Below are 22,547 nucleotides of genomic sequence, written 5' to 3' on the forward strand. Positions count from 1 at the left end.
CGGTCGTGGCTAGCCTCAGAAGCGGTAGCCGACGTTCATCCCGAAGGTCCAGGGATCGATTTCGACCGTGCCGATGCGCTCCCCGTTCAGGCGCGCGGTGCTCTCGATCTCGATCCAGCGCACCTCGGCGTTGACGAACCAGCTGTCAGTTACGGCGAGGTCGATGCCGGCCTGCAGTGCGACGCCCCAGGAATCGTCCAGGCGCAGTTTGTGATCGGACAGGTCGCCCCGCGTCTTCTCGTCAAAGAAGTGGGTGTAGTTCACCCCGGCTCCCAGATACGGGCGGTAGGCGGTGCCCGTGTTGAAGTGGTACTGCAGGCTCAGGGTCGGCGGCAGGTGGCGGGTGTAGCCCACATTGCCCATGCCTTCCAGTGAAATGTCGTGCTTGAAGGGGATGCCGACCAGCAGCTCCAAGCCGAGGTTGTCGGTAAACATGTAGGTGGCGGTGCCGGTCGGGCGGGTGCTGGAACCGACATCGACGCCGAGGGCGCCGCCTACCAGATCCCCGTTATCGGACTTGGGGGCGATGTGGGTCAGGCCGCCGCGCAGCAGCCAGTCGCCAGCGGAGACATCGGCGTTGGCAGCGGTCGCGTGGGCCGGGATCATGGCCGCGGGGGCCAGCAGCCCGGCCAGGGTCAGAGCGCGCAGGGTGGTGGAACGTTGCATGTCGAGCCTCCGAATCGGTGTATGTTCGCAGGCACTATCCCGCCATCGGTATTAGCAGTTGTTGATGCAGATCATGGTTGGGGCGGGTGAGCGTTCAGAAAGGCAGGCGCTGGCCTTCGAAGTCGTGGAAGCTGCCGGACTGGTCGGCCCCCAGATGGTCCAGGACACCGAGCAGACGTTCGCTTGCGTATTCGGGGCTGAGGACCTCCGGGGCGCGTGACCGGTACGGCTCCGACAGACGGGTGTCGCAGGTGCCAGGCTGAAGTGCAATCACCAGCGCATGGCGATGGCTGAAGCGTAGTTCCAGGGCCGTGGTCCGCACGATCTGGTTGAGCGCGGCCTTGGAGGCGCGATAACTCACCCAGCCGCCCAGGTGGTTGTCCTCAATGGAGCCGACCCGGGCCGAGAGGGTGGCCAGGATGCCCTTGCGGCCCCGCGGGAGCAGGGATGCCAGGTGCTTGAACAGTAATGCCGGGCCAATGGCGTTGATGGCGAAGGCATGGGCCATGATCGTCGGGTCGAGATCGCGCAGGCGCTTCTCCGGGCCGTGGCCGTCGATGGTCAGGATCCCGGTGGCGTCGAGTATCAAGTCCCACTCGGCTGCCTGGTCTCGCAGCCAGGTGGCGGCGTGTTCGATGCTGGCCTCGTCGAGCAGGTCCACGGGCGGGGTGCTTTGGCGTCCGAGGCCGACCACGCGTTCGCAGTTCGGGTCGTTCTCCAGGTGGTCGACAAACGCGGCACCGAGGCCGCCCGTGGCGCCGATGACCACGGCGCGATAGGGTATCTGCAGGGATTCCATGCAGCGTAGGACCATTACGCTTGCGATTGATTCCGGGGCAGCGCCTCGGTTAGGGAGCGCATGAATTTTCTCCACACCCTGGGTCATGCGGCACGCAACCTCGCTCCGATCGTGATCGTGGTGGCGGTGTTCCAGGCGCTGGTGCTGCGCACGGTGCCGGATGGCCTGCTGTCGATGGTGGTGGGCCTGGCCATCGTGGTGTTCGGCGTGGCCTTGTTCCTGCAGGGCCTGGAGATGGGGATCTTCCCCATCGGCAAGAACCTGTCCAACGCACTGGCGCGGCGTGGATCGTTGCTGTTGCTGATGGCCTTCGGCTTTACGCTCGGGTTTGCGACGGTGATCGCGGAGCCGGCCCTGATCGCGGTGGCGGAGCAGGCGGAGGTGATCAGCGAGGGCCGTATCGAGGGCATGGTGCTGCGGCTGATTGTCGCGCTTTCGGTAGGGGCCGTGGTGGCGCTGGGGATCCTGCGCACGGTGCTCGGACATCCGCTGCACTGGTACATCCTGACCGGCTATGTGCTGGTGGTGCTGGTGACCTTCTTCGCCCCGGAGGAGATCGTGGGCCTGGCTTACGATTCGGGCGGGGTGACCACGAACATCGTGACGGTGCCGCTCGTGGCGGCACTGGGCCTGGGGCTGGCGGCCTCCATAAGCGGGCGTAACCCGCTGCGCGACGGCTTCGGGCTGGTGGCGCTGGCGGTGATGGTGCCGATGATCACGGTGCAGATCTACGGGATCATCGTGTTCACGGGAGCGGAGATCGCGGCTCCAACAGGCGCCGAGACAGCGGCCATGGATCCGGGAACCGATCTGCCAGGCGCAGGTGAGCGGCACTGGCTGTCCGCGATGGGCATGGACCTGTTGCTGATGCTGCGTGACGTGGCACCGATCATCGCGGTAATCGTGGTTTTCCAGTATTTCGTGCTGCGCAAGCGCATCCCGTATCTGCCGCGGGTGATGTTCGGTTTCGTGTTGGTGGTGCTGGGGCTTTATGCCTTCGTGGTAGGGCTGAAGCTGGGCCTGTTCCCGATCGGCGAGAGCATGGCCGAGCAGTTGATTACCAACGAACTGTTCGTGTGGGTTTATTTGTTCGCCTTTTCCATCGGGTTCGCGACCACCATGGCGGAACCGGCGCTGATCGCGATCGGCCAGAAGGCCGAGGAGGCCGCTCGCGGTTCGTTGCGCGGCAACGTAATCCGCATCCTGGTGGCGCTGGGCGTGGCCATTGGCATCACCATCGGAGTGCACCGCATCCTGGCGGGGGACTCCATCCACCACTACATCATGGGCGGCTACCTGCTGGTGATCGTGCTCACGATCCTGGCGCCCAAGCAGATCGTGGCACTGGCCTTCGATCTCGGTGGGGTGACCACCTCCGAGGTGACTGTGCCCCTCGTGACGGCTCTGGGGATCGGCCTGGCGACGCACCTGGAGGATCGCAACGTACTGATCGACGGCTTCGGTCTGATCGCGTTCGCGTCGATATTTCCCATCGTCACGGTGATGCTATACGCGATCGCCGTGGATCTTTACGAACGCTGGTCCGCTCGCGACGAGCGGCAGGAGGAGTGAGCAATGCGATTTTCTGCACTGGTGGCCGTCCTCTCGGATGATCTGGAGGAACAGGCGATTGCCACGGCCAAGGAAGCGGGCGCTGGTGGCGTAACCATCATGGATGCGCGCGGGATTGGCGCCGAGGCCCGCAGGACGTTTCTCGGCATGACCTACGAGGGCAGTCAGTCGGTCCTCTTGTGGGTGCTGGAGAAGAAGGTGGCCCTGGACGTGCTCAAGTGCATCTCGAAGGAGCTGGACCTGGCCAATGACCCGCGGGGAGTGGCCTTTACGGTGGATGTGGCCCATCTCGCCGGTATCGGGCGCAAGCAGATCGAGCAGTTCCAGGAACAGGTCAAGGAAGAACTCTGACGGAGAGCAACATGCTGGTAAGCGAAATTCTAAGACCCAATGTCGTCACTGTGTCTCCCCTGGCACCGCTGCGCGAGGCGATGCAGCTGATGCGCAAGCATGGCGTCAAGTCGCTGGTGGTGGAGAAGCAGCACGCCCACGATGCCTACGGCATCATCACCTATACGACCATCCTCAAGACGATCGTGGCGGAAGAGGGCGATATCGACCTCTCGAATGTCTATGATGTCTGCACGAAACCGGTGATCACGGTGCCCGCGGAGATGGACGTGAAGTACGTCGCGCGGCTGATGGTGAGCCAGGGGATTCGGCGGCTGGTGGTGCTGAAGGGCAACGAGCTGGAAGGGATTGTGACGACCAGCGACATTGTCGGATCGATCCTCGAGATGGCGGACATGGACTGAACCGCGCCGCCCCAAGCGGGTCGGATTTCAGTGACCTCGCGCATGACCCCGTGTCGTGCGTTCATTTTTGCAGAAGGCCCGATATGGCGTCCGTGTCGATCATCGAGGGGTTCGAGAAACTCCGACTGCTGGATGCCGCTATCGAGCAATCGTACAACTCGGTCGTCATTACCGACGCCGATCTGGACGGCGGTCCGCGGATCGTTTACGTCAATGCCGGTTTCGAGCGCATGACCGGGTATTCGCGGGAGGAAGCCCTGGGGAAAACCCCGCGTATCCTTCAGGGCCCGGCAACCTCGCGCGCCGTTCTGGACAGGTTGCGCGGGGCCCTCGTCAGTGGCGAGTATTTCGAGGGCGAAACGGTCAACTACCGCAAGGATGGCTCCCCGTACGAGGTTCGCTGGCACATCTCGCCCGTATATGCCAGCGATAACGACCGTGACATCACCCACTTCGTCTCGGTACAAAAGGACGTTACCGAGGAGCGGCGGCGGGATGACGAGCTGCGGCTATTGTCGACCGCGCTTGAGGTGTCGGTGGACCCCGTGCTGATCACCGACCCCGAAGGCACGATCACCTATGTGAACGCGGCCTTCGAGGAGCAGACCGGATACAGCCGGAATGAAGCGGTAGGCAAGAATCCGCGGTTCCTTCAGTCCGGTCAGCAGGAGCCCGGGTTCTATCGCGAGATGTGGGATACGCTCGCGCGCGGCGAAGCCTTCCGTGGCGAGTTCGTGAACCGCCGTCGCGACGGCACCCTGATGAACATGGAGCAGAGCATCAGTCCGGTGACCGATGCCCATGGCCGGGTGACGCACTACGTGTCGATCAGCAAGGATGTGACCGATCGAGTGCGCATGGAGGACGAGATCCGGCGCCTGGCGCATACCGACTGGCTGACGGGGCTGGCCAACCGCCTGAGCCTGGGCAACACACTGGAGGCGGAGATGGAGCGCAGCCGCCGCTACGGACGGCCCCTTTCCCTGATCATGTTCGATATCGACCATTTCAAGGACTTCAACGACGACTACGGCCACGAGACCGGAGATGACGTCCTCAAGCGGCTGGCCGATACGGTGCAGGGCGCGTTGCGCGAGGCGGATGCCCTGGGGCGCTGGGGCGGGGAGGAGTTCATGGTCGTCGTGCCGGAGACCCCTGGCGCGGGCGCCGAGGCCATGGCCGAAAAGCTGCGCAAGGCCGTCGCGGCCATGGAAACGGCGTGCCCGGTGTCGGTTACGGCCAGTTTCGGGGTGACCGAGATGCGCCAGGGCGATACCCCCAAGACCTTCGCCCGCCGCGTGGACGAGGCGATGTATCAGGCCAAGGAGGCGGGGCGCAACCGCGTCGTCTTGCTCTGAGGCCGTGGTTCCGGTAGTGCGGCGGCGGCCCTAACGAAAACGGGCCGACCCCAAAAGGGCCGGCCCGTCCTGTCGGGGATGCCATGCCCCGAGATTGGCAGCGTCCGGACTACGCGCGGCGGCGCAGCACCCAGATCTCCAGCAGGGCCCAGTCTTCGCCCGGATAGTTCTCCTGCTCCAGCGGCGACAGGCGGCGATGGCGGCTGGCGGTGCTACCGACGAATTCCAGGTGTTCCAGCAGCAGGCGCTTGGTCGCGTCGGCCTTTTCGAGGGCGAAGGGGTTCAGGAAGTTGACCAGCATGTAGCCCTCGCGCGGGGTCTCGGCGAAGGAGCGGATCAGCTTCTCGATTGCCGGCGGGTCCAGATAGACCAGCGATGCGGTGGAGATCACGATGTCCGCGTCGGCCATGGCCTTTTCGATCGCGGCCTGGGTCTCCGGTGCGGGCTGGTTCAGGTCGGCCTCGAAGGTTTCGTCGAACAGCCCGGCGCTCTTGCCATAGGCCAGCGCGTTGCCCGAGATATCGATGCCGGTGGTCTTCATTGGCAGACGGCGCGGGGCGGCGACGGTCTTGCAGGCCTGCTCGTCGGCCCAGTTGGCGCGGATCGCCTCGACATCCATATTGTGGATGGCGGCCATGGTGGTGTTGCCAAAGCAGCAGCACAGGTCCACGTAGTTCAGGGTCTTGCCGGTGGCGGCCTGCTGCTCGGCCCAGGGCAGGATCAGCCGGTCGAAGGTTTGCCGGTTGAAGTCGTCGGAGATGTAGTCGAGCGCGTCGATGATGCGCTCCTTGAACGGCACCGGGGTCTCGGCGACGTAGATATCGTCGAAATGCTGTTTCTTCTCCTCGGTCTTCACTTGCGGCTCACTCATCGGCTTTTCCTCGTTGTATAAACCCACCATGCTCGGGGGTATGCGTGTAGAGCGTCAAGTAACGGCACTCACGCCAGTGATGCTGGCATGGCCTCGCGGAGCCCTTCGGCTATGTATCATGAAGGTGTACGCAACGGATTTCTGTCCGGTGCGGGAAGCGAATGATGCCGGTAAGGGGCGTGCATGAAGATCGACTGTTTCAAGGCCTACGACATACGTGGGCGGGTGCCGGACCAGCTCAATCCGGATGTGGTGCGAGCGATCGGGCGCGCCTTCGCCGAGGAGATCCGGCCGGGACGCACGGTCGTCGGGCACGATATCCGCCTTTCCAGCCCGGAACTGGCGCGGGCGCTCACCGAAGGGCTTACGGCGGGCGGGAGTGATGTTGCCGATATAGGCATGTGTGGCACCGAAGAGGTGTATTTCGCCACCGCGCACTATGGGGCCGGTGGCGGGATCATGGTGACGGCCAGCCACAATCCGCTGGACTATAACGGGCTGAAACTGGTACGCAGCGATGCGCGCCCGATCAGCGGGGATTCCGGGCTGCAGGCGATTCGCGTCTGCGCCGAGCGCGGTGACTTCCGGCCCATGCCCCACGGGCAGGTCCGGCACCTGGATCATCGGGCGGACTACATCTCCCGGTTGCTGGCTTCGGTCGACCGCGAAACCTTGCCGAAACTCAAGGTGGTCGTGAACCCCGGCAACGGGGGGGCGGGGCCGGTGCTGGAGGCTCTGGAGCCGCATCTCCCGTTCGAGCTGATCCGCGTCAACTTCGATCCGGATGGGCGTTTCCCCAATGGCATTCCCAATCCATTGCTGCCGGAAAACCGCGCGGCCACCGCGGAGGCGGTGCGCAAGCACGGCGCCGATCTGGGCGTGGCCTGGGACGGCGACTTTGATCGCTGCTTCCTGTTCGACGCCCAAGGCCACTTCATCGAGGGGTATTACATCGTGGGCCTGCTGGCCGAGGCATGCCTGGAGGGGCACGCCGGGGAGCGCATCGTCCATGATCCGCGCCTGACCTGGAACACCATTGAGATGGTGTGTGCCGCGGGGGGCGAACCCATCCAGTCCAAGACCGGACACGCCTTCATGAAGGAGCGGCTGCGCCACGAGGATGGAATCTACGGGGGCGAGATGAGTGCTCACCACTACTTCCGGGACTTCTACTACTGCGATACCGGGATGTTGCCCTGGTTGCGGGTGGCCGAGCTCATGGGCCGACGCGGCCAGGCATTGGGCGAGATGGTGGCCGAGCGCATGGCGCGCTTCCCCTGCAGCGGCGAGCTGAACTTCGAGGTCGAGGACGCCGCCGCCGCCACCGATCGGGTGATGCAGGCCTACGCGTCGGAAGCCGTGGGGCTGGATCATACGGATGGCGTCAGCCTGGAATTCGCGGACTGGCGCTTCAACCTGCGCAGTTCCAATACCGAGCCGCTGTTGCGGTTGAATGTGGAGACCCGCGCCGATCCGGCCCTGCTGGAACGCCGCGTGGACGAGATTTCACGCCTGATACGGGGGTAAGGCCGATGGAACATACGCAAAGCCGGACGGAACTGCAGCCGGTGATCCTGGCCGGCGGATCGGGGACTCGGCTGTGGCCGGTATCGCGCAGTCACTACCCCAAGCAGTTCCTGCCCCTGACCGGGGAGCAGACGTTGCTGCAGCAGACGGCCGAGCGGCTCGACGGCCTGGGCGCGTCGGCGCCCCTGGTGCTGGCCAACGTCGAGCATCGCTTCCTGGCGGCCGAGCAGTTGCGGGCGGCAGGTGTGGAGCATGCCCGCATCGTGCTGGAGCCGGAGGGGCGCAATACCGCCCCGGCGATCGCCCTGGCCGCATTGCAGGCGCAGGCGGAAGGGCGCGACCCGTTGTTGCTGATCTTGGCGGCGGACCACCACATCGGTGATCCCGAGGCCTTCCAGGCCGCCGTGGCGCGAGCCATGACGCTGGCGGAGGCGGGCCACCTGGTGACCTTCGGGATCGTGCCTACCGCTGCGGAGACTGGTTATGGCTACATCCAGCAGGGTGAGTCCCTGGGGGAGGCGGGGGCGCGAGTGGCGCGTTTCGTCGAGAAGCCGGATGCCGCCACCGCGCGCGAGTACGTCGACAGTGGCGATTACCTCTGGAACAGCGGCATGTTCGTGTTCCGCGCCTCGCTGTACATGCAGGAGTTGCAGCGTTTCGAACCGGGCATCGTCGAGGCTTGTCGCGCCGCGCTGGAGGGCGCCCGCGAGGACCTCGACTTCCTGCGGGTGGACCCGGAGGCCTTCGCCGCGGCCCCGAACATCTCGGTGGATTACGCCGTGATGGAGCGCACCGAGCACGCCGCCGTCACACCGCTGGCCGCCGGTTGGAGCGACATCGGTTCGTGGTCCGCTCTGGCGGGCGTGCGTGGCATGGATGAGCAGGGCAACACCCTGCGCGGGGACTGCCTGCTGGAAGATAGCGAGGGCTGCGTGGTGGATGCCGACGGCTTGCTGGTCGCTGGCATTGGCCTGCGCAACCTGGCCGTGGTCGCCACCCGTGACGCCGTACTGGTTGCCGACCGCGACCGCGTCCAGGACGTCAAACTCATCGTGGAGCGCCTGAAAGCGGACAATCGCAGTGAACACGTGGATCACACCTCGGTGTACCGCCCATGGGGGTGCTACGAATGCGTCGATGTAGGGCACCGTTACCAGGTCAAGCGCATCACCGTAAAACCGGGGGCGAAGCTCTCGCTGCAGATGCATCACCATCGCGCAGAGCATTGGGTGGTGGTCAGCGGTACTGCGAAGGTGCGAAACGGCGAGGAGACCTATCTGGTGACCGAGAACCAGTCGACCTACGTGCCGATCGGGCAACTGCACTCGCTGGAGAATCCGGGATCGATCCCGCTGGAACTGATCGAAATACAGTCGGGTGGCTACCTCGGCGAGGACGACATCGTGCGGTTGGAGGATCTCTACGGCCGCGTTTGATGGATATGCTCGCAAGAGTTTGCGTTCGATAGGTCGGAATTAGCCGAAGTCGCGGGAGTGGGTGGCGAGTTCGCCGAGCCAGGTGCTGCGGTCGATCAGGCGCTGCACGATCAGGTGGCCGACGCCCTCGCTGTACTGCCACTCGCCGTGGGCCTCCAGCAGGCGGCCGTGCAGGACCTCGGCGCGAAAGCGCTCCACCCGGTCCGGCCAGACGATCAGGTTGAGCGTGCCGGTCTCGTCCTCCAGGGTCAGGAATACCGTACCGTTGGCCGAGCCGGGGCGCTGGCGGGTGATCACAAGCCCGGCGTAGCGGGCGCCACTGTGGCCGGGTTGTTCGAGTAGCCGGGCGGCGGTGGCCAGGCGGTGCTGTTCCAGGGACGGGCGCATCAGTGCCAGCGGGTGCGGACCCAGGCTCAGGCCCTGGGTGGCGTAGTCCTGCACTAGGTCGTCCACCGCATCCGGGCGGGGCAGCAACGGGGTCACGTCGGCCTCGCGCACGGTCTCGCCCGGTCCCTCGGCGAACAGCGGCAGGGGCTCCTCCACCGCCTCGGTGGCCCAGCGCGCTTGGTGGCGGTTGCCGGCCAGGCCCTTCAGGGCGTCGGCGCGCGCGAGGCGATTGGCCTGGGCGCGGGTGAGCCTGGCGCGGGCCACCAGATCCGGGACGTCCGCGAAGGCCCGCTCAACGCGGGCGGTGACCACGCACCCGGCGACGTCACGGGCCAGCCCGCCGACGCGGTTCAGGCCCAGGCGCAGGGCCAGCGCGTCGCTCCCGGCCAGCGGTTCCACCGTGCACTCCCAGTCACTACAACGCACGTCCACCGGGCGGACCTCCACGCCGTGGCGGCGGGCGTCGGCGACGATCTGCGCCGGGGCGTAGAAGCCCATCGGCTGGCTGTTCAGCAGGGCGCAGGCGAAGATCGCGGGCTCGTGGCACTTGAGCCAGGACGAGACATAGGTGATCAGCGCAAAGCTGGCCGAGTGCGACTCGGGGAAGCCGTATTCGCCGAAGCCGAGGATCTGCTTGTACAGCTGTTCGGCGAATCTCTCCGGATAGCCGCGTTCGCGCATGCCCTCCATCAGGCGCTCGCGGTAGCGCGCGAGCTGGCCGGTGCGGCGCCAGGCGCCGATCGCGCGGCGCAGCCCGTCCGCCTCGCCGGCGGAGAAGCCGGCCGCGACCATCGCTAACTCGATCACCTGCTCCTGGAAGATCGGCACGCCCAGCGTGCGGCCGAGCACGCGTTTCACCTCGCTATTTGGGTAGCGCACCCGTTCCGGGTGGGCGCGGCGCTTGAGATAGGGGTGCACCATCTCGCCCTGGATCGGGCCGGGGCGCACGATGGCGATCTCGATTACCAGGTCGTAGAAGTTCGTGGGCTTCAGGCGCGGCAGCATGCTCATCTGCGCGCGCGACTCGATCTGGAACACGCCCAGGGTGTCGGCCTTTTGCAGCATGCGATAGACCGCCGGATCCTCGGCGGGGATGTCGGCCAGGCCCCAGTTACGGCCTCGGTGACGCGCCATCAGCTCTAGTGCGCGGCGCACGCAGGAGAGCATCCCCAGCGCCAGCACGTCGATCTTCAGCAGGCCCACGGCGTCCAGGTCGTCCTTGTCCCACTGGATCACCGAGCGCTCCGGCATGGCCGCGTTCTCGATGGGCACCAGCTCGTCCAGCCGGCCGTCGGCGATCACGAAGCCGCCGGTGTGCTGCGACAGGTGGCGCGGGAAGCCGAGCAGCTCGGCGGTCAGCGTCTGCCACTGCCGGGCCAGGGCGCCGTCCGGGTCCAGTCCGGCCTCGCGCAGGCGCTCGGCGGGGATGCCGTCGTCCCACCAGGCGAGGTTGGCGGTCAGCGCGTCCAGCCGCGCGCGCGAGATGCCCAGCGCGCGGCCGACGTCGCGCAGGGCGCTGCGGCGGCGGTAGCGGATTACCGTGCAGGCCAGCGCGGCGCGCTCGCGGCCGTAGCGCCGGTAGATGTACTGGATCACCTCCTCGCGGCGCTCATGCTCGAAGTCGACGTCGATGTCCGGCGGCTCGCCGCGCTCGGCGGAGATGAAGCGCTCGAACAGCATGCTGGAGCGCGAGGGATCGACTGCGGTGATGCCAAGGGCATAACACACGGCCGAATTGGCGGCCGAGCCGCGCCCCTGGCACAGGATCCCGCGGCTGCGGGCAAAGCACACGATGTCGTAGACGGTCAGGAAGTACGGCTCGTAGCCCAGCTCGCGGATGATGCCCAGTTCGCGTTCGATCTGTTCCTGCACTGTCGGCGGGATGCCGTCGGGCCAGCGCTGGCGAGCACCCTTGAGGGTCTCCTCGCGCAGGTAGGCGGACGGGGTCATGGTCTTCGGCAACGGGTCGGTGGGGTAGCGGTAGGTGACCGCGTCCAGCGAGAAGTCGCAGTCCCACGCGATGGCCACACTGGTCTCAAGCCAGGCGGCGGGATACAGCGCGGCTAGCTCGGCCCGCGGGCGCAGGCAGCGTTCCCCATTGGGGAAGCGTTCATGCGCCGCCTCCGCGACCGTCGAACGCAGGCGCAGGGCGGTCAGCACGTCCTGCAGGGCGCGCCGCCCGCGCCGATGCATGTGCACGTCGCCGCAGGCGACGATCGGGAGTCCAGTGGCGGTTCCCAGCGCCCGGGCGCGGGCCGTCAGGGTGGCATCTTCGGGGGTGCGCAACTGGCTCACGGCCAGGTGGCCCTGACCTAGGGCGGCCCATCCGGACAGCCAGTGGGCCGCTGCGGCGAGCGCCGTCCCTGGGCTGTCGGCGTCGACCCGCAGCAGGCTGTGCCAGCCGGTGCGGCTCTCGGCGGGCAGGGCATCCAGGTCGGCGCGCGTCAGGTGGTAGTGTCCCTTGTCCGCCGCGCCGCGGGCCCGAGTGATCAATCGACACAGGGCGGCGTATCCCGTGGGATTGCGCACCAGAAGCGTCAGGGTGGGGCCATCGGCCAGCCGGAAGGTCGCCCCCAGGATCAGGTGTAACCCACATTCCTTTGCTGCCGAGTGTGCTCGTACTACACCAGCCAGCGAGGCGATATCGGTCAGCGCCAGCGCGCGATAGCCCAGTGCCTGCGCCCTTTCGACCAGCTCCTCCGGGTGCGATGCCCCGCGCAGGAACGAGAAGTTGCTGAGCGTCGTCAGTTCGGCATAGGCCGGGGGGGCGCCGGCATGCTTGCGGGTGGGGGGATGGGCTGCGGATTCCATATACTGTCTATATATACAGTATATGGAATCCGTCCCACAATGACCGGGGGGATCGCCAACCCATTACGCTTCAACGCGGTGCCGGGATAACAGGCCACCTGACGAACCTTCGCCGGTTTTTGTAACCGGCTGTGTACACTGAGCCAAAATCCTCATGTATTCGCTGCGTGCCTGGAGACCCCATGCGCTACGTCCTGCTCCCGGTGGTGCTGATTGCCCTGATCTTTGCGCTGGGGAATGTGGTGCTGTTCAATGCGTTGCCGAAACCGGACCGGCTGAAAGAGCCGCTGGCGCTGGAGTACGGGACTTCGTCGGAGCAGTTCCGGCGGGACATGGGCCTGCTCCTGCAGCAGCCGATCATGAGCGGCAACCGCATTGACCTGTTACAGGACGGCGAGGCCATCTACGCGGCCAAGATCGAGGCGATCGAAAACGCCGAGCATTCGGTCACCTTCGAGGTGTACGAGTACTGGGGCGAGCAGGCGGCGATTTTCTCCGAGGTCCTGGCGCGTGCGGCGGAACGCGGGGTTCGGGTGCATGCCATGCTGGATTTCCTTGGTTCGCGCGATGCTGACCCGGAGATGTTCGAGCGCATGGAAGAGGCCGGGGTGGAGCTGGTGCGCTGGCGCGAGCCGTCCTGGTACCAGTTGTCGCGCTTCAATCACCGCACGCACCGCAAGCTATTGGTGGTGGACGGTCATACCGGTTTCATCGGGGGAGCCAACGTGGCCGATCCCTGGGTTGACGGTGACGACCGCGATGGCTATCGCGACAATCACTTCCGCATCCAGGGCCCGGTGGTCGGCAATCTGCAGGCGGTGTTCCTGGAGACCTGGCTGGACGCCACGGGGCGGATGCCCACCGGCGAGGCGTATTTCCCCGAGCTGTCCGAAATGGGGGATCGCGACGCCCAGATGGTTAACAGTGCCCCGCGCGAGGGGCGTCACCGGGTGCGCCTGATGTTTCTGCATGCCATCGCCGCGGCGGAAGAGCACATCACGATCGGTACGGCCTATTTCTATCCCGATCCGCGGTTCCTGGAGGTACTGGAGGAGGCGGCCGACCGGGGCGTCCGTATTCGCGTGCTCGTCCCGGGCGACAGCATGAACTTCGGTTTCTTCCGTCATGCATCGGTTAATCGCTGGCGGCCGATGCTCGAATCCGGGGTGGAACTGTACGAGTATCATCCGCGCATGTACCACTCCAAGCTGATGGCGATCGACGACCGCTGGGCCAGTATCGGCTCCGCGAATCTGCACAACCGGTCGTTTCGTCTGAACGACGAGGCCAACCTGAACATCTGGGACGAAGGCTTCGCCCGCGAGATCCGCGAACTGATCGAGGTGGACAAGGCCGATGCCGAGCGCCTGACCATCGAGGACTGGGAGAACCGGCCGCTGCGGCGACGCCTGGCGGGGTGGATCACGCACCTGATTGGTCCCTATCTTTGATGCACCCATTCCGACCCCCACGGCAGGAGCACGCCATGACATCCCCCAAGGCCGGCCAGACCCCTTCGTTCGACATCGGGGTCATTCATCTGCCCGAGGGCGGGGCGATTGGCATGACTCGTTGCCCCGGCAAGCGGCCGGATGGAACGAGTTGCGCGGCGCAGGACGTGCAGGCGGATCTGGCGGCGCTGTGGGACTGGGGTGCGAACGTGCTCGTGACCCTGAATCAGGGGTCCGAGCTAAGTGATCTGGGTGTTCCGGATCTCGGGAAGACCGTTCGGGCGGCGGGGATGCGCTGGCTGCATCTCCCGATCGGCGACATGGCCGCTCCCGATCGGCCCTGGGAAGAGGGTTGGCAGGATGTCGGGCCGCAGGTCCACCAGCGGTTGCGGGCCGGCGAGCGCGTGGTGTTCCACTGCGGGGGCGGTCAGGGCCGTGCGGGCACCATTGCTGCCCTGACCCTCATCGAACGCGGGCTTGCGCCGGAGGCGGCCATCCGGGAGGTCCGGTCGGCCCGTCCCGGCGCGATCGAAAGCCCCGACCAGGAACGCTACCTGCGCAGCTTGCCGCGCACGGACTGAGGTGCGTTTCAGGAGTGGTTCAACGGCCGCGCGACGATAAAGGCATCCGCGAGCGTATCCCCTTCCTGTGCCTCGAGGGCGGCCATCGCGGCTGCGCGCGCGTCGAACAGGCCGATGCGAACCCGGTAGCGTTCGGAGGCCGGCTCGGGTCCGTCCACGACCTCCAGGCGGCTGGCAAGCCCGCGGGCCTTCAGGGTCCGGTCCAGCTTCCGGGCGTTTTCCAGTTCGGTGAATACGCCGGCCTGGATGGAATACAGCTCCTCGGGTGCGGAGGCGGCTTCGCTCCGCTCATGCTGGCGTTCCGGCGTGGGTTCCGCCAGCGACGGCTCCTGGCTTTTCCGCTCAATGCGGCCGGAATGGCGAGCCGGCGAGAAGAGTGGCAATGCGGTGTCATCGCCGGCGCGGGTCGACAAGGGTGCCGGGGTATCCAGCCAAGACGCGCGGGCGCGTCCGGATTCCGGCGCCGAGCCCGTGTTCTCGGTTGCCGGCGATTCGGGCTCGGCGACAAGCGGTCCGGGGGCCCCGATCGCGGCGCCCGAAAAGACACCCAGAATGAACAGCAGGACCGTGGCCAGCGGGGTGCCCAGCACCAGGAGGAACAGTTGGCGTCGGGTAAGGAACAGATTGATCATCTTATGACCCTCCTTGGCAATCTTTGCCTTTTCGTCATCGAGGGGCGGGACCTCCGTCGGGCGACGGAAAAATGACGTTTCCGCCCTCTTGTAGCGATATGCAAACAAGATGCCAGTTATGGGTCGGGCCGGGAGGCGAGAGGTTCGTGGAAGACTGTCTGCTTGGGTGCGATGATGCGCGCAGGGCCTGGCGAGGGTTCGTACGGCCCTTGTCCCTGCCGCGCTGCCCTACCGGTCCTTGGCGAGAAGCCTGATGCGAAGTGCGATCTACGATCTCCTGATCCTGCGACTGACCGCCCGCTGGTATGCGGAGGCCCTGGAGCGGATGCCCGATGGCGCGCGAGTGCTGGATGTGGGCATCGGCACGGCGGGGGCATTGCTGGCCAATGCCGAGCGGGCGCGGCACAAGCAGTTGCACCTGACCGGGATCGACATCGATGGCGACTACGTCCGGCGGGCGCGGCGCCGGTTGCAGGAATCAACCCTGGCCGACTGCGCCGCGGTATTTCGGGAATCCGTGTACGACCACGCGGGTGGTCCCTACGACGTGGTGTACTTTTCCGCGAGCTTCATGCTGCTGCCCGATCCGGAACAGGCCCTGCGCCACTGCAAGGGGCTGCTCGCGCCAGGCGGCCGGTTCCTGTTCACGCAGACCATCCAGCGCCACCCGGCGCGCTGGGTCGAGATCCTCAAGCCCCTGCTGCTGCGGATCACGACCATCGATTTCGGGCACGTGACCTACGAGGCGGATCTCCGCGCCCAGCTCGCGGCCGCGGATCTGGTGGTGGAGGAATGGAGCGTGCTGGCCACCCATGGGTCGCGTGCTTCCTGCCTCGTGGTGGCGTGTCCGGCGAGCGAGGGCGCCGGATCAGGCAATGGGCTTGCGCGCCAGGATCATGTAGTTGACGCTCATGGATCGTGACAGCCACATCCGGCGGTTGAGCGGATTGACCCTGACCCCCGTCTGCGTCATGGGCTCCAGGCCGTCCCGTGCCAGTAGGTCCCGCGTTTCCCGGGGCGTGACGAATCGCTTCCACTGATGGGTGCCTCGGGGCAGGATGCGGAAGAGGTACTCGGCCCCGACAATGGCGACCACGAACGAGACCGGATTGCGGTTGATCGTGGCCACGAAGGTGTGACCGCCGCGGCGGAGCATGCGATTGACGCTCCCCATGAACGCCGGCAGGTCCGCGACGTGTTCGACCACCTCCATGTTGAGGATCACATCGAAGTCTTCTCCGCGCTCCGCGAGGGCCTCCGCCGTGTTGACCTCGTACTGGATATCGAGGCCTTGCTCGTCGGCGTGATGCCGGGCCGCGGCGATGTTGCGGTCCACCACGTCCACGCCCAGCACGTCCGCACCGAGGCGGGCCATGGCCTCGCTCAACAGGCCTCCGCCGCAGCCGATGTCCAGCATGCGCAGGCCGGCCAGGGGGCGGTCGGCTTCCGGGTCCCGTCCGAGCGAGTGGCAGAGCTGATCCCGGATGTAGTCGGTGCGCAGGCGATTCAGCACGTGCAGGGGCCAGAGTCTGCCATCCGGTTGCCACCACATCTCGGCCAGGGCGCGGTAGCGCTCCACCTCGTTCGGATCGACGGTTCGGTCGCGTTCCACATCCGGAGAATTCATTGGCTGCGCGGCTCACCATGTATGTGAAGGTTACTTTCGGACCACGCGATCCCGTTTTTGATCGCACCCGGCCAGGATCGATGCGATGGTGGCCCTTCGTCAGAAGCGGGCCGAGGTAGATCGAATGGGGCAGACGATCATCGGGGTGGACCTGTCCGGTCCCGGGAGTGCCGCGCATACCTCCGTCGCCGTGTTCCGTGAACAGGGTGGGGCGCTCGATCTGTTGGAGCTGGTGGCGGGGGCCAATGACCAGGCGATCCTCGACCGTGTACCCGCGGGCGCGATTGTGGGGCTGGATGCGCCCTTGTCGTATTCGCCCATCGGAGGCAGCCGCACATCCGACCAGTCCCTGCGACGCGTGGCGGTCGAACACGGATTGCCGGCCGGAACCGTCATGGCACCTTCCGCACCGCGCATGGCCTACCTGACGCTGCGGGGCGTGGCGGTCAGCCGCATGCTCCGCAGCGAGCGCCCGGACGCCCGGGTGGTGGAGGTACACCCCACCGTGGCGATGGTCCTGAGGGACGCCTCGGTGGCGACATTGAAGGCCATGAAGCATGATTCAGAGGCGCGCCGCGAGCTGCTGGTCTGGCTGGAGGGGCAGGGGCTCCACGGGGTGTGCGATCTCGATCAGGTCAGCGATCACTCGGTGGCCGCCTGTGCCGCGGCCGTGGCGGCCTGGTGGTGGAGCCAGGGCAGCCCCGCCTGGATCCACCCGGCCGAGCCGCCGCTGCATCCGTTCGACTTCGCCTGCTGACGGGCTGCTTCGATCAGAGGTGACGGCGCATCTGCCCGACCAGTACGGCCTGGATGCGGAGTCGGTCCGGGGCGACGAAGAGGGGCGCATAGGTCCGAGTCTCCGCGTGCAGCAGGACGACATTCGGGGGCTGCTCGATACGCTTGAGGGTGGCTTCTTCGCCATTGATCAGGACCACGAGGATCTCGCCGTTGCGGGCATGGTTGCGCGATTCGATCACCACCCAGTCGGGTTCTACCCCATTTCTGCGGACGGTTTGGAAAGGGCTGAAAACTTCAGATCCTGAACGGCGATGCGGCGCCGCATCCTTGGATTGTGGAACCGCTCAATGTAGCCAAACAGATCGTCGCGTACCACGAGTCGGGGCATGCCCTTCTGGCGTATTTGTTACCCAAGGCTGATGCTCTCGAAAAGGCGACCGTGATCCCGCGCGGGCACGCCCTTGCGGTAACGGCGCAGGTGCCCGAGGAGGAGCGCTACAATTTCGGCGAGTCCTACTTGCGCGACAAGATCGCGGTGATGTTCGGGCGGGCGTCTGGCCGAATCTCTGGTATTCAACGAGGCTCGCGCTCGGGAGACACTGGAAAAACACCGCGAAGCATTCGAAACCCTTGCCCAGGCCCTGGCGGAACAGGAAACCCTGGAGGTGGAAGCAATCCGCGAGATCCTGAAGGATCAGGCGATGGAAGGGCAGGCGTGACGCTCTTCCGCCGCGGGCTTGACTACACCCGTCATGAACACCCCTGCATGGAGGAAGCACCATGAGCCTTGCCGACAAGCATGTCGCCATCCTCGCAGAAGATCATTACCAGGAGCTGGAGCTGCACTATCCACGGCTGCGCATGCTGGAAGCCGGGATGCGGGTTTCCGTTGTGGGCGCCGGCAAGCCGGAATACGCCAGCGCCAAGGGCTATACGGTGAAGGCGGACGTCAGTGCCGTCGGGGTCGATGCGAACGACCTTGATGCGCTGATCATCCCGGGCGGCATGGCACCCGACAAGATGCGGAGGCATCGGGCAATGGTCGATCTGGTGTGCGCCGTGCACCAGCGTGGCGGGCTGGTGGCCTGGATCTGTCACGGTGGCTGGATGGCCGTATCGGCCAACATACTGGCCGGGCGGCGGGTGACCTCGTTCCATTCGATCCGTGACGATATGGTCAACGCAGGTGCCGACTGGTTCGACGAGGAAGTCGTGCAGGATGGCAACCTGATCAGTAGCCGCACGCCGGATGACTTGCCTGCATTTTGTCGGGCGTTGCTCGAAAAACTGGGATGATTCCCCCGCAGATACAGCAGAGGGCTTTAGTTTGAGCCAGCAGGCCCTAGTCCCGGACCAATGCTTCCGCTAACGGATATATTGGGGCGTGTTCAGGGCGCAGCTTTATATGCTGCGGATACTTGGTTCGCAGCGGACCCATGCAATTCACGAAGAACAAGGAGACGGACGAGATGAGTGATCGCGAACAATACGTCGAGAAGATGAAAGCGAAAATTGACGAGTGGAACCACGACCTGGGAAAGCTGGAGGCGAAGGCCAAGCAGGCGGATGCGGATCTGCGCGCGAAGTACGAAGAGCAAATCCAGGAACTGCGTAAACGGCGCGACGAGGCCGAGGAACGGCTACGCCAGGTGCGCGAGGCGAGCGAGGATTCGTGGAAGGAGTTGCGGGAAGGAATGGAGTCCGCCTGGGATGACATGGCAAAGGCACTTCGGAACGCTTCGGAACGCTTCCGGTAAGAACGAGGCCTGGCGAAATGGAAACGGTCGCGCGAGCCGCGTCGCCGCCCCGATCGCCTTTTCTTGCCCCCCGGCCCAGTGCCTGGCATTGCCAGAGGCATGGCCGCGAGTCCGTCCCGGGGGCGGTGCGTCCCCCGTGGAGGGAGGTCGCTTCGGTGGGTTCAGCCCAGCGTGGTGTGGCCCGCGCCTGCTGGTTCGCGAATAACCGCCATACTCGTGGGCGTCCGCCCTCGGCGTGGTGTTTCCGAGTGTGGAACGGGTCCGCACCGCAGTAAGCGGTGTCTGGTGCGGATCAGAAAGAAGACAGCCCGGTTGCCTCCATCATCCGGTAGCGCCAGTAGCGCAGCCGGGAGTCGTCGGCATATTCCTGGTAGGGGAGGCTGTGAACCCGGCCCGGCTCGTTGTGCCAGCGGGTATCGAAGAATTGGGCGGCATCGGCGATAACCGGAGTCCCGGCCTCGGCCTGAATCTGCACGTTGGTCTCCAGGTTGAAATTGTCCAGGTTGCGCCGGGTGAAGTTCGCGGAGCCCGCAAGCAGCGTGGCATCTCCATCGCGAGGCCGATGCAGGAGCATCTTCGCGTGGCACTGCTCGCCCTGGGTATTGCACCAGCGCACCGAGACGCCCCCGGCGTTCAGTTCCAGCGCCACTTGCCGGTTGGGTAGTCCCTGCTTTTTCCGGCCGAATGCATCACGGTTCGGATCGAGAAGCACCCGCAGGTCGACGCCGCGCTGCTGCGCGGCCAGAAGGGCCTTCACGATGGCCCGGTGCGAGAGGTAAAACATCCAAAGGTCCAACTGGTCCCCGGGATCCGCGGCGTCAATCATGTCCAGGGCGGCGTCGCGGATCCGTGACTCGGTCAGGACTCGGATCCCGACGGGCGAATCGACGGCTCCGTTCGCTTCCACGCGATCCGGAAGGGCCGTTCGGGTTCCATTCGAGAACTCTGCGACCGCGCGCTCGGTGTGCAGCAGGTCGATGGCCGCGGCGCCCCGGAAACGCACGGCGATGTTGTCGTGCCGGCTGCTGGCGTCATGCGGATTCCCCGAGGTCACCAGTCCGGTCCAGCCGTCCGGCCCATCCGTGACCAGCGTCTTGCGGTGGTTCGCCTTGAAGTTTAGAAGCGCAAGGTACGTGCGCAGGGTGACGGGTGTATCGCCCACCGGGTTCGGGAGCCAACCACCATGCGAACTGTTGCCGAACCACTGACAACAGATGCGCCAGGTGGCCGACCACAGGGGGTTGGGATCGCGCAGGGCCCGCAGATCCGTTTCGATCACGGGGATCCCCTGCGCCTCCAGCCGGGAGAGCAGGGGCTGCTTGATGCCGCCGTAGAGGGTGTTGAAGGGATCGGTGATCAGCAGCGCCTCGACCCCGGGGCGTTGTGCGTGCCACTCCGCCAGTCCGAGGACGAACTCGCTTGAGAGCGGACGATGCGCAGCCTCGGACGTCGCCGCAAACTGGTTCACCAGAAAGAAATCCGCGACGACCAGCGACTGCGCCTGTCCGATCATCTCCAGGGCGGCATCGAATATCTCCTGCTCTGTGTGCTGATTGCCCTGCGTGTCCGTCCACGTGGCATCCGCGAGGAACTCGACCCCCTCGGCGGGATGGTAGGGCGTGACGACATCGAGCCCTTCGGGAAGCGGCTTGTACAGGTGGTAGGCGCCGGTCGAGAGGTAGACAGCCAGCAACCCAAGCAGGAACCAGCGCCCGCGCCTCATGCGCAGCCCGAAGCGCCGGCCAGGGACGAACGCGGCGGCGTTCCGGTCCTGGCACCATCCCCGATCAGGCCGTGATCCTCGATCGGCACATAGCCGTCCAGAGGTGGCGGGGGCATCTCAGTGACGTTCAACGGGACCCCTCCGATGGTGGGCTACACTGATGTCAGGGAACCCGCCCGGCTGCGGTGGCGGGTGGCCCCTGAAGCGCAACTGCTTGTCCGGGCCGTAGGACCGCGTAGCGTCTGCCTAGAGACTGGGGTTTGGTGGCGAAGTCTGTCAATGCGCAGGCGGGGGCCTGGATGCCAGTGCCGGACAAGTGGTCTCGCGATCCCGGCTTCGGCGAGAGCATCGCCGCGAACGGTGTGATGCTGGAAAAGGCCGGGGACGCCGGTGTGGAGACCGGCCTCGGCGGCCGGGCCCCGAACGACTACCCGGAGTTCGCCGCGTTTCGGGTGGAGCAGGGGATCGAACGCATCCTGGTGAGTGTCCGGACAGCTTCATGGTGAAGCGGAGGGTCGCGCAGGCCGAATGCAAGAAGAAACTCGCAGCCGATGAGTGGGGCGCTACGCCGATACCCGGATTCGGTACTTGAGAACATCCGCACGCAAGCACCGGAGGAAATGCGATGCAACCGATCGTCACGCTCACGATGAATCCCGCACTCGACGTCAGCACGTCGGTGGAGGAGGTGGTCAGCAAACACAAGCTGCGCTGCTCGGGCGGCCGTTTCGATCCCGGTGGCGGTGGCGTCAATGTCGCCCGCGTGATCGAGCGTCTGGGAGGCGAGGCGACGGCGCTCTACGCCGTGGGCGGCCCGATGGGCGACGTGTACCGCGGGTTGCTGGAAGCCGAGTTGGATGGGGCACAGCCGATTGAAATCGAGGGCAGCACCCGCCAGAGCTTTAACGTGACCGAGGACTCGACCGGAAAGGAATATCGCTTTGTTCTGGAGGGTCCGGAGTGGCAGGAGAAGGAGTGGCGCGGGGCGCTGGACCGTGTGGAGGAGGCGCTTTCGGACGGTGGTTATCTGGTGGTGAGCGGCAGCCTGCCGGAAGGGGTCCCGGACGATTTCACGGCCCGGGCGGCACGGCTGGCAAAGCAGGCAGGGACCCGCTGTGTTGTCGATGCTTCCGGCGCCTCCCTGGAGGCTGCGCTGGATGAAGGGGTCTTCCTGGTCAAGCCCAACAAACAGGAATTGCGCCAGCTAACCGGGGCCGATCTGGATTCGCGGGAAGAGCAGGAGGCCGCGCTGCAGAAGATCCTCGACGCCGGCGGCTCGGAGATCGTCGCGCTGAGCCTTGGCGGGGAAGGGGCGCTGTTTGCCTCGTCCGAGGGTGTCTTCCATCTTCCCTCGCCAGAGGTTGAAGCCCGCAGCGCGGTGGGTGCGGGTGACAGCTTCGTGGCTGCTCTCGTACTCGGGCTGGCTGGCGGAAAGTCACTCGGGGGTGCGGCCCGGTATGCCGTCGCCGCGGGTGCCGCCGCGCTGTTGAGCGAGGGTACCGTGATGTGCCGTGCCGAGGATGTCGAGCGGTTGTTTCGGGAGACTTCGTGGTGAAGACAACGATCGGTCCGGTCCGGACGATCTCCCATAACCGGTAGAAGTCCGCATGAAAGATGGCCTGGAAACAGGCGATCCTCGTTGAAACACCCGCGCCTTGGGGCGACCCAGGCCCGGGGCGTGTGCCCTGATCTCCGGGCCGGGGATGATGATCAGCCGCTTCGCGAACTCGATTGGCTAATCACTCTGAAAAACCCCGTTCAGCACGACAGTCGGGGTGCTCATTATCTGCGCGAGGGTGATATCCGTGCCGCGTGGCGGCGGCAGGGTTTCATCGAAGATCAGGGTTTCTTGGCGA

Annotated in this window: 22 protein-coding genes and 1 pseudogene; 15 read left to right on the top strand and 8 right to left on the bottom strand. The window is 65.7% G+C overall.

From position 1 onward, the window contains the following. Window positions 1-15: 15 nt before the first annotated feature. Window positions 16-666 (bottom strand): OmpW family protein, encoded by a 651-nt coding sequence (locus F792_RS0111080; protein ID WP_018169654.1) that lies wholly within the window; start codon window positions 664-666, stop codon window positions 16-18. 94 nt (window positions 667-760) lie between these two features. Then, window positions 761-1,465: an SDR family NAD(P)-dependent oxidoreductase gene (locus tag F792_RS0111085; RefSeq protein WP_018169655.1), complete on the bottom strand. Its 705-nt coding sequence runs from the start codon at window positions 1,463-1,465 to the stop codon at window positions 761-763. A 60-nt stretch (window positions 1,466-1,525) separates the two neighbouring features. Between F792_RS0111085 and F792_RS0111090 the strand changes: the two genes are divergently transcribed. The 4 genes from F792_RS0111090 to F792_RS0111105 all read left to right on the top strand — a co-directional run bounded on the left by F792_RS0111090 (window position 1,526) and on the right by F792_RS0111105 (window position 5,150). Beyond that, the gene (locus F792_RS0111090) at window positions 1,526-3,037 is read left to right on the top strand and encodes a DUF1538 domain-containing protein (protein WP_018169656.1); all 1,512 of its coding nucleotides are present in this window, start codon (window positions 1,526-1,528) and stop codon (window positions 3,035-3,037) included. 3 nt (window positions 3,038-3,040) lie between these two features. Beyond that, on the top strand, window positions 3,041-3,388 hold the full coding sequence (locus F792_RS0111095) for a hypothetical protein (RefSeq protein ID WP_018169657.1): 348 nt from the start codon (window positions 3,041-3,043) through the stop codon (window positions 3,386-3,388). A gap of 11 nt (window positions 3,389-3,399) precedes the next feature. After that, a complete protein-coding gene (locus F792_RS0111100) occupies window positions 3,400-3,792 on the top strand; it encodes a CBS domain-containing protein (protein ID WP_018145798.1) in 393 nt (130 codons plus the stop codon). Window positions 3,793-3,875: 83 nt separating this feature from the next. Beyond that, window positions 3,876-5,150: a diguanylate cyclase gene (locus F792_RS0111105; protein WP_018169658.1), complete on the top strand. Its 1,275-nt coding sequence runs from the start codon at window positions 3,876-3,878 to the stop codon at window positions 5,148-5,150. A 109-nt stretch (window positions 5,151-5,259) separates the two neighbouring features. On the opposite strand, the gene F792_RS0111110 is transcribed toward F792_RS0111105, so the two are convergent. Beyond that, on the bottom strand, window positions 5,260-6,021 hold the full coding sequence (locus tag F792_RS0111110) for a class I SAM-dependent methyltransferase (RefSeq protein WP_018169659.1): 762 nt from the start codon (window positions 6,019-6,021) through the stop codon (window positions 5,260-5,262). 183 nt (window positions 6,022-6,204) lie between these two features. Between F792_RS0111110 and F792_RS0111115 the strand changes: the two genes are divergently transcribed. Together F792_RS0111115 and F792_RS0111120 are read left to right on the top strand one after the other, a co-directional pair. Beyond that, the gene (locus F792_RS0111115; protein WP_018169660.1) at window positions 6,205-7,548 is read left to right on the top strand and encodes a phosphomannomutase/phosphoglucomutase; all 1,344 of its coding nucleotides are present in this window, start codon (window positions 6,205-6,207) and stop codon (window positions 7,546-7,548) included. 5 nt (window positions 7,549-7,553) lie between these two features. Beyond that, the gene (locus tag F792_RS0111120) at window positions 7,554-8,984 is read left to right on the top strand and encodes a mannose-1-phosphate guanylyltransferase/mannose-6-phosphate isomerase (protein WP_018169661.1); all 1,431 of its coding nucleotides are present in this window, start codon (window positions 7,554-7,556) and stop codon (window positions 8,982-8,984) included. Window positions 8,985-9,023: 39 nt separating this feature from the next. Here the strand turns inward: F792_RS0111120 and F792_RS0111125 are convergent, their stop codons facing one another. Then, window positions 9,024-12,182, bottom strand: coding sequence for an error-prone DNA polymerase (locus F792_RS0111125; protein ID WP_018169662.1), 3,159 nt, complete (start codon window positions 12,180-12,182; stop codon window positions 9,024-9,026). Between the two features lie 182 nt (window positions 12,183-12,364). Between F792_RS0111125 and F792_RS0111130 the strand changes: the two genes are divergently transcribed. Further along, a complete protein-coding gene (locus tag F792_RS0111130; protein ID WP_018169663.1) occupies window positions 12,365-13,633 on the top strand; it encodes a phosphatidylserine/phosphatidylglycerophosphate/cardiolipin synthase family protein in 1,269 nt (422 codons plus the stop codon). A gap of 35 nt (window positions 13,634-13,668) precedes the next feature. Next, a complete protein-coding gene (locus F792_RS0111135) occupies window positions 13,669-14,214 on the top strand; it encodes a cyclin-dependent kinase inhibitor 3 family protein (RefSeq protein WP_018169664.1) in 546 nt (181 codons plus the stop codon). 8 nt (window positions 14,215-14,222) lie between these two features. On the opposite strand, the gene F792_RS0111140 is transcribed toward F792_RS0111135, so the two are convergent. Continuing rightward, window positions 14,223-14,846 carry an SPOR domain-containing protein gene (locus tag F792_RS0111140; protein ID WP_018169665.1) on the bottom strand — a complete coding sequence of 208 codons (624 nt, stop codon included), beginning with the start codon at window positions 14,844-14,846 and terminating at the stop codon, window positions 14,223-14,225. Between the two features lie 253 nt (window positions 14,847-15,099). On the opposite strand from F792_RS0111140, the gene F792_RS0111145 reads away from it, so the two are divergent. Next, window positions 15,100-15,768, top strand: a complete 669-nt coding sequence (locus F792_RS0111145; protein WP_018169666.1) for a bifunctional 2-polyprenyl-6-hydroxyphenol methylase/3-demethylubiquinol 3-O-methyltransferase UbiG — start codon at window positions 15,100-15,102, stop codon at window positions 15,766-15,768. On the opposite strand, the gene ubiG is transcribed toward F792_RS0111145, so the two are convergent. Next, complete coding sequence (gene ubiG, locus F792_RS0111150; protein ID WP_038084752.1) at window positions 15,715-16,473, bottom strand: bifunctional 2-polyprenyl-6-hydroxyphenol methylase/3-demethylubiquinol 3-O-methyltransferase UbiG; 759 nt, start codon at window positions 16,471-16,473, stop codon at window positions 15,715-15,717. The genes F792_RS0111145 and ubiG overlap by 54 nt on opposite strands. Before the next feature lie 85 nt (window positions 16,474-16,558). On the opposite strand from ubiG, the gene F792_RS0111155 reads away from it, so the two are divergent. Beyond that, window positions 16,559-17,230, top strand: coding sequence for a DUF429 domain-containing protein (locus tag F792_RS0111155; protein WP_018169668.1), 672 nt, complete (start codon window positions 16,559-16,561; stop codon window positions 17,228-17,230). A gap of 13 nt (window positions 17,231-17,243) precedes the next feature. On the opposite strand, the gene F792_RS0111160 is transcribed toward F792_RS0111155, so the two are convergent. After that, window positions 17,244-17,450 carry a LexA family transcriptional regulator gene (locus F792_RS0111160; protein WP_018169669.1) on the bottom strand — a complete coding sequence of 69 codons (207 nt, stop codon included), beginning with the start codon at window positions 17,448-17,450 and terminating at the stop codon, window positions 17,244-17,246. Between the two features lie 116 nt (window positions 17,451-17,566). On the opposite strand from F792_RS0111160, the pseudogene F792_RS14700 reads away from it, so the two are divergent. The 3 genes and pseudogenes from F792_RS14700 to F792_RS0111170 all read left to right on the top strand — a co-directional run. Further along, window positions 17,567-17,930: pseudogene (locus F792_RS14700) on the top strand (hypothetical protein); the annotation flags it as partial. Between the two features lie 61 nt (window positions 17,931-17,991). Beyond that, the gene (locus F792_RS0111165; protein ID WP_018169670.1) at window positions 17,992-18,507 is read left to right on the top strand and encodes a type 1 glutamine amidotransferase domain-containing protein; all 516 of its coding nucleotides are present in this window, start codon (window positions 17,992-17,994) and stop codon (window positions 18,505-18,507) included. 140 nt (window positions 18,508-18,647) lie between these two features. Beyond that, window positions 18,648-18,968, top strand: a complete 321-nt coding sequence (locus F792_RS0111170; protein ID WP_018169671.1) for a hypothetical protein — start codon at window positions 18,648-18,650, stop codon at window positions 18,966-18,968. 292 nt (window positions 18,969-19,260) lie between these two features. On the opposite strand, the gene F792_RS0111175 is transcribed toward F792_RS0111170, so the two are convergent. Beyond that, complete coding sequence (locus F792_RS0111175) at window positions 19,261-20,691, bottom strand: phospholipase D-like domain-containing protein (protein ID WP_018169672.1); 1,431 nt, start codon at window positions 20,689-20,691, stop codon at window positions 19,261-19,263. 263 nt (window positions 20,692-20,954) lie between these two features. Between F792_RS0111175 and F792_RS0111180 the strand changes: the two genes are divergently transcribed. Both F792_RS0111180 and F792_RS0111185 read left to right on the top strand, forming a co-directional pair. Further along, window positions 20,955-21,197, top strand: coding sequence for a hypothetical protein (locus F792_RS0111180; protein WP_231362646.1), 243 nt, complete (start codon window positions 20,955-20,957; stop codon window positions 21,195-21,197). 119 nt (window positions 21,198-21,316) lie between these two features. Beyond that, on the top strand, window positions 21,317-22,246 hold the full coding sequence (locus tag F792_RS0111185; protein ID WP_018169674.1) for a 1-phosphofructokinase family hexose kinase: 930 nt from the start codon (window positions 21,317-21,319) through the stop codon (window positions 22,244-22,246). The last annotated feature ends 301 nt before the right edge of the window (window positions 22,247-22,547 follow it).

It is taken from the genome of Thioalkalivibrio sp. ALMg9 (genome assembly GCF_000380625.1).
GTDB lineage: Bacteria > Pseudomonadota > Gammaproteobacteria > Ectothiorhodospirales > Ectothiorhodospiraceae > Thioalkalivibrio > Thioalkalivibrio versutus.